General features: G+C 70.6%; 6 protein-coding genes. 5 read left to right on the forward strand and 1 reads right to left on the reverse strand.

Annotated features, from left to right (window positions below; translation table 11 throughout):
* Positions 1–402: 402 nt before the first annotated feature.
* Complete coding sequence (locus tag ACWDAK_RS40490) at positions 403–1,377, forward strand: acyl-ACP desaturase (protein WP_344641549.1); 975 nt, start codon at positions 403–405, stop codon at positions 1,375–1,377.
* Between the two features lie 529 nt (positions 1,378–1,906).
* Positions 1,907–2,203, forward strand: a complete 297-nt coding sequence (locus ACWDAK_RS40495; RefSeq protein ID WP_344641548.1) for a DUF4193 domain-containing protein — start codon at positions 1,907–1,909, stop codon at positions 2,201–2,203.
* Positions 2,204–2,413: 210 nt separating this feature from the next.
* On the opposite strand, the gene ACWDAK_RS40500 is transcribed toward ACWDAK_RS40495, so the two are convergent.
* The gene (locus ACWDAK_RS40500) at positions 2,414–2,863 is read right to left on the reverse strand and encodes a DUF3093 domain-containing protein (RefSeq protein ID WP_344641547.1); all 450 of its coding nucleotides are present in this window, start codon (positions 2,861–2,863) and stop codon (positions 2,414–2,416) included.
* A 233-nt stretch (positions 2,864–3,096) separates the two neighbouring features.
* On the opposite strand from ACWDAK_RS40500, the gene ACWDAK_RS40505 reads away from it, so the two are divergent.
* The 3 genes from ACWDAK_RS40505 to ACWDAK_RS40515 all read left to right on the forward strand — a co-directional run bounded on the left by ACWDAK_RS40505 (position 3,097) and on the right by ACWDAK_RS40515 (position 5,023).
* A complete protein-coding gene (locus ACWDAK_RS40505) occupies positions 3,097–3,675 on the forward strand; it encodes a PaaI family thioesterase (RefSeq protein ID WP_427396283.1) in 579 nt (192 codons plus the stop codon).
* The gene (dut, locus tag ACWDAK_RS40510) at positions 3,672–4,139 is read left to right on the forward strand and encodes a dUTP diphosphatase (RefSeq protein ID WP_425557886.1); all 468 of its coding nucleotides are present in this window, start codon (positions 3,672–3,674) and stop codon (positions 4,137–4,139) included. The genes ACWDAK_RS40505 and dut overlap by 4 nt, the downstream gene beginning before the upstream one ends.
* A 197-nt stretch (positions 4,140–4,336) precedes the next feature.
* Positions 4,337–5,023 carry a DUF3710 domain-containing protein gene (locus ACWDAK_RS40515; protein ID WP_425557887.1) on the forward strand — a complete coding sequence of 229 codons (687 nt, stop codon included), beginning with the start codon at positions 4,337–4,339 and terminating at the stop codon, positions 5,021–5,023.
* Positions 5,024–5,240 lie beyond the last annotated feature (217 nt).

The following is a 5,240-nucleotide window of genomic DNA, read 5'->3' on the forward strand; positions in this document are numbered from 1 at the left end:
GGCGGCGCCATCGAGGCCACCGCACGCCCGGAAGGCGGCCTGACCATGCGGGTGCGGATCCCCGGCGCCTGAGAACCCCCTCAGGGCCGCTGAACGGCCCACCTGTGCCCACTCACGGGCCCGCACCCGACCCGGTCGGGTGCGGGCCCGCTCTGTTCCGTGCGCGGACCATCCGGTGCCGCCCCCCGCCAGGCCGCCGAAACGGCATAAGCCCTGGCTGGGGGCGGCTTGTCTTTTGCTGCCGATACAACTTACGGTTACGTAACCTACGGAGCCGTAGGTGAGGCGCCGCTGCCCGGTTCCGGCCGGTCCGCCCCGGTTGCGGCCCCGCCCGACACGAGGGGGCCCGCCCCGGTTCCCAGTGCGTCCCCCCGTCCCTGCCCGCCCCCAGGAGCACCAGTCGTGACCATCGCACCCGTGCAGCGCCCAGCCTCGAAGGCCTGGACCGACGCCAAGCTGATCCTCGCGCTGGAGGAGGTGGTGGAGACCGAGCTCAACCGCCACCTGAAGGCGGCCAAGGAGTGGATGCCGCACGAGTACGTGCCGTGGAGCCAGGGCCGCGACTTCGACGGCGTGCTCGGCGGCGACGCCTGGTCGATAGAGCAGTCGAAGATCACCCCGCTGGGTCGGATCGCGCTGGTCGTCAACCTGCTGACCGAGGACAACCTCCCCAGCTACCACCACGAGATCGCCACCATGTTCGGCCGCGAGGGCGCCTGGGGCACCTGGGTGCACCGTTGGACCGCCGAGGAGGGCCGGCACGGCATCGCGATCCGCGACTACCTGCTGGCCACCCGCGCAGTGGACCCGGTCGAGCTGGAGCGGGCCCGGATGTCGCACATGTCGGCGGGCTTCGAGTCCGACAACGCGCACAGCATGCTGCAGTCCGTCGCGTACGTGGCCTTCCAGGAGCTGGCCACCCGCATCTCGCACCGCAACACCGGCCACTTCGCCGGCGACCCGCTGGTCGACCAGCTGTTGGCGAAGATCGCCAACGACGAGAACCTGCACATGGTCTTCTACCGCAACCTGCTGAAGGCCGCCCTGCAGCTCGCTCCCGACCAGGCCATGCGGGCCATCGCCGACGTGGTCACGGACTTCCGGATGCCCGGCCACGGCATCCCCGGCTTCGAGCGCGCCGCCGCCCAGATCGCCATCGGCGGTGTGTACAACCTGCGGATCCACCACGACGACGTGCTGCAGCCTGTGCTGCGCCACCTCAAGGTGATGGAGGTCGACGGGCTGGGTCCCGAGGGCGCCCGGGCCCAGGAGGAGCTGGGGCTGTTCCTGGAGGGTCTGCACGCCCAGGCCGTGCGCTTCGAAGAGCGGCAGGCCGCCCTGCTGGCGCGCCGGGCGGCCAACGCCGGGCGCCGGTGACGTCCGCCGGTGACGTCCGCCGGTGACGTCCGCCGCCGTCCGGACATCCTCGGACGGCGGCGGGTCCGCCGCCGGGAAGGTGACACACGACGGGCGATTTTCCCGAATTTTGCCTGAAACGTCCCAGATGTGACCAAGCTCACACCCGAATGCGCGATATGATGACTTGATTGCTCAGCGTGATCGATGGATCCTCTGTCGACTCGACCGGCGACGGTCGGGAGGCGGCTGCGCGGAATTGCCGGCCGGTCGTCAACGCCCTTGACTGCAAGGAGAGTTGCCGACCATCCGGAGGTCCGTCGGGTGCGCGGCGCGGCAGCCGCACGGACCGCTTCGCGACGACCCCGCAGCGCTGGGTGAGAAGGCCGGAGCCGTACTCGATCACTCCAACGGGCCCGCTACTGGGTGTCGATTGAGTAACGGGGCTTGAAGTAAGGCACAATCTCCGCCTCGGGTCGGGCACAAGACCGGCCCCCCATGCGTTACGTGCGCTGGAGATACCGCACACACCCAGAGGGGGAGAGCGAAAATGGCTACGGACTACGACACCCCACGCAAGACCGATGACGACCTCAACGAGGACAGCATCGAAGAACTGAAGGCTCGGCGGAACGAGAAGTCGGGCGGCAGCGTCGACGTCGACGAGTTCGAGGCCGCCGAGGGCCTGGAGCTCCCGGGCGCCGACCTGTCGAACGAGGAGCTGTCGGTCCGCGTGCTTCCCCGGCAGGCCGACGAGTTCACCTGCATGAGCTGCTTCCTGGTGCACCACCGCAGCCAGCTCGCCGGTGAGAAGAACGGCCAGCCGATCTGCCGGGACTGCGAATAGGCACCATGCGGGCCTGCCTCGGGGCCGACGGCTTCCGTCGGCCCGGCGAACGCCCCATCCGGCCTCGTACACCCCGGCCGGAGGCAGAAACCGCGGTCCTCGACGCCGCACCGGCAGGAGTCTCCTGCGCACGACCCCTTCACCGGAGTACTGGGACGGTCCCGCGCCAGCGGAACCGTCCCTGCTCCGTTTCCGGGCCCGGAGCGCTGGTCAGCCCTGGGCGGCCTGGCGGGCCTTGGCCAGCGCTGCGGCCAGCCGCTCCGGCGAACGGGTCGAGAGGTAGACGTAAGGCGTCGGGTCGGCCGGATCCGTGATCTCGACCCGCAGCGCGGTCGGGACGTAGCTGCGCAGCAGCATGAAGGCACGCGGATCGGCCTTCACCCCGCGCCAGGCCACCGCCGCGTCCCGGTCCAGCGGATGGGCCTCGCCGAGCGCCTCGACCGGGATCCGGGCCTGCCCGGCGACCAGCGAGCCCTGCACCACGCGGATCCGCGCCGAGCCGTAGCCGCTCAGCGCCGCCGCGGCCGCCACGATGCCGACCACCAGTCCGATCAGGGCGGCCACCGCGCTGAAGCGCAGCGCGATGAGCGCGAGTGAGAGGCCGGTCGCGAGCGGAAGCAGCCACCACGAGCGGGGAACGGTGAGGCGTTCGTCGTACATGCCCCCATTGTGTGCGCCGGCCGCGGCCGGCCCGTCCCCGCCCCCGGCAACCCGCTCCGTCTTCCGCCGGCATCCCCGCTCTGACCTGGGCGTCCGGGATATCCGATTCGGCCGCCCGGAGTCGGCAACCTCCTGTCCGTCCTTACCTACTCGGCGGTAGGGTCGCGCGTGTGAACGGACCTGTCGTCTCCCCGCCCGCACCTCGGGGCTCCGGTGAGCCCGCCGCCGGTGCCATCGTCCTGTCGCCGACCACTCCGCCCGCCGACGCGGTCGTACCGCCCAGGGCCCCCGAGGCCCCGGCTCCGGGCGCCCCGCTCGGTTCGCACTACGACCACTGCTTCGGCTGCGGACCGCAGCATCCCCAGGGGCTCCAGCTGAGCGCGGTGGCGGGCGAGGGCCTGGAGGTCACGGCCCGCTTCACGGTCAAGGCCAGCCACCAGGGCGGCCCCGGGCTGGCCCACGGTGGCGTGCTCACCACGGCGATGGACGAGACGCTCGGCACGCTGAACTGGCTGCTGCACACCCCGGCCGTCACCGGGCGGCTGGAGACCGACTTCCTCCGTCCGGTCCCGGTCGACGCCGAGCTGTACATCCACGCCCGGATCACCGGCGTGCACGGCCGCAAGATCTACAGCGCCGCCGAAGGCCGGATCGGCGGCCCGGACGGACCGGTGGCGATCCGGGCTCAGGCACTCTTCATTCAGGTGAAGCTGGAACACTTCACCAAGCACGGCCGTCCCGAGGACATCAAGCAGGCCCTCGACGACGCCGATCTGTTGAAGCGCTCCAGAGCTTTCGAGGTGAACCCGTGAGCCCCACCGTCCGCCAGCCGGTAGACGTCCTGATTACCCGGCTCGACTCCGAGCTGCCGCTCCCGTCGTACGAGCACCCCGGTGACGCCGGTGCCGACCTGCGCACCACGGTGGACGCCGAACTGGCGCCCGGGGAGCGGATCCTGCTCCCGACCGGCATCGCCATCGCCCTCCCCGACGGTTACGCCGCCTTCGTGCACCCGCGTTCGGGGCTCGCAGCTCGTTGTGGTGTTGCGTTGGTGAACGCCCCAGGGACGGTCGATGCCGGGTACCGTGGTGAGGTCAAGGTGATCGTCGTCAATCTGGATCCGCGCGAGAAGGTCAGCTTCCGTCGCGGGGACCGGATCGCCCAGCTGGTCATCCAGCAGGTCGAGAAGGCGCGTTTCCACGAGGTGACGGAACTGCCCGGGTCGGCACGCGCCGAGGGCGGGTTCGGATCGACGGGTGGTCACGCCGCGGTCTAGCATGCCCGCGGCTCGCAGTAGCCGAGCAGGTATTCGCTTCGGTCTTGGACCGGGGTCTTGGACCGGGAAGGACAGTGACCGTGTTCCGTCGTCGCCAGAAGAGCGAGGACGCTGTCGAGCAGCTCGCCGACGATGCCATCAGCGCCGACGAGACGGCCGAGGGTGTCGAAGGTTCCGCCGACTCCGAGAGCGAGAACGTGACCGAGCAGGACCCGGCGGACCGGGTCGGCCTGCCGCCGGCTCCGCGCCCCGACGGACCCTGGGACATCTCCGAACTGGAGAACCCGCAGGAAGGCCGAGTCGACCTCGGCGGCCTGCTGGTCCCCGGTGTCGAGGGCATGGAGCTGCGGGTGGAGGTGGCCGGCGACGCGATCGTGGCTGCCACCCTGGTCCTCGGTAACAGCGCTATCCAGCTGCAGGCCTTCGCAGCCCCGAAGTCCGAGGGCATCTGGAGCGAGGTCCGCGAGGAGATCGCCACCGGCATCACCCAGCAGGGTGGCCTGGTGGAGGAGACCGAGGGCCCGCTGGGCTGGCACCTCCGCGCCCAGGTCCCCGTCCAGCTGCCCGACGGCACCCAGGGTGCCCAGCTGGTCCGGTTCGTCGGCTGTGACGGCCCGCGCTGGTTCCTGCGTGGCGTGATCTCCGGCCAGGCCGCGGTGCAGCCCGAGATGGCCGGGGTCCTCGAGCAGGTCTTCCGCCAGACCGTGGTCGTCCGCGGTGACGGGCCGATGGCTCCGCGCGACCCGATCGTGCTGAAGCTCCCCGAGGACGCCCAGATGGTCGCCGACGGCGGCCCCGGTGACACCGAGGGCGAGGGCTCCCGCTTCGGCGGTGCATCGCTCGACCCGTTCGCCCGCGGCCCGGAGATCACCGAGGTCCGCTGATCGTTGCTCGCGTCGTCTCCGCCCGGACCCCGGGCGGGGACGATTTGCTTGTCGGAGGCCGGGCCCGTAGAGTTCCGGAGTCGCACCGAGAGGGGCGGCAAAAAGCGAGTTCGATGGAATTTGGTCCGGTAAACGGAGCGGAAAACATCTGATAAGCTGGAAACACGAAAGAACGAAGCGCCCGGAGGTTCCGCTGGAAGGCGGTCCGAAGGAAGCG

The sequence above is a fragment of the Kitasatospora sp. NPDC001175 genome (assembly GCF_053598215.1).

What these genes read in the sequence shown, in the direction of transcription:
- ACWDAK_RS40495 (WP_344641548.1), top strand. Translation starts at nt 1,907, where the DNA reads ATGGCTACGGACTACGACACCCCACGCAAGACCGATGACGACCTCAAC.
- ACWDAK_RS40500 (WP_344641547.1), bottom strand. Translation starts at nt 2,863, where the DNA reads ATGTACGACGAACGCCTCACCGTTCCCCGCTCGTGGTGGCTGCTTCCG.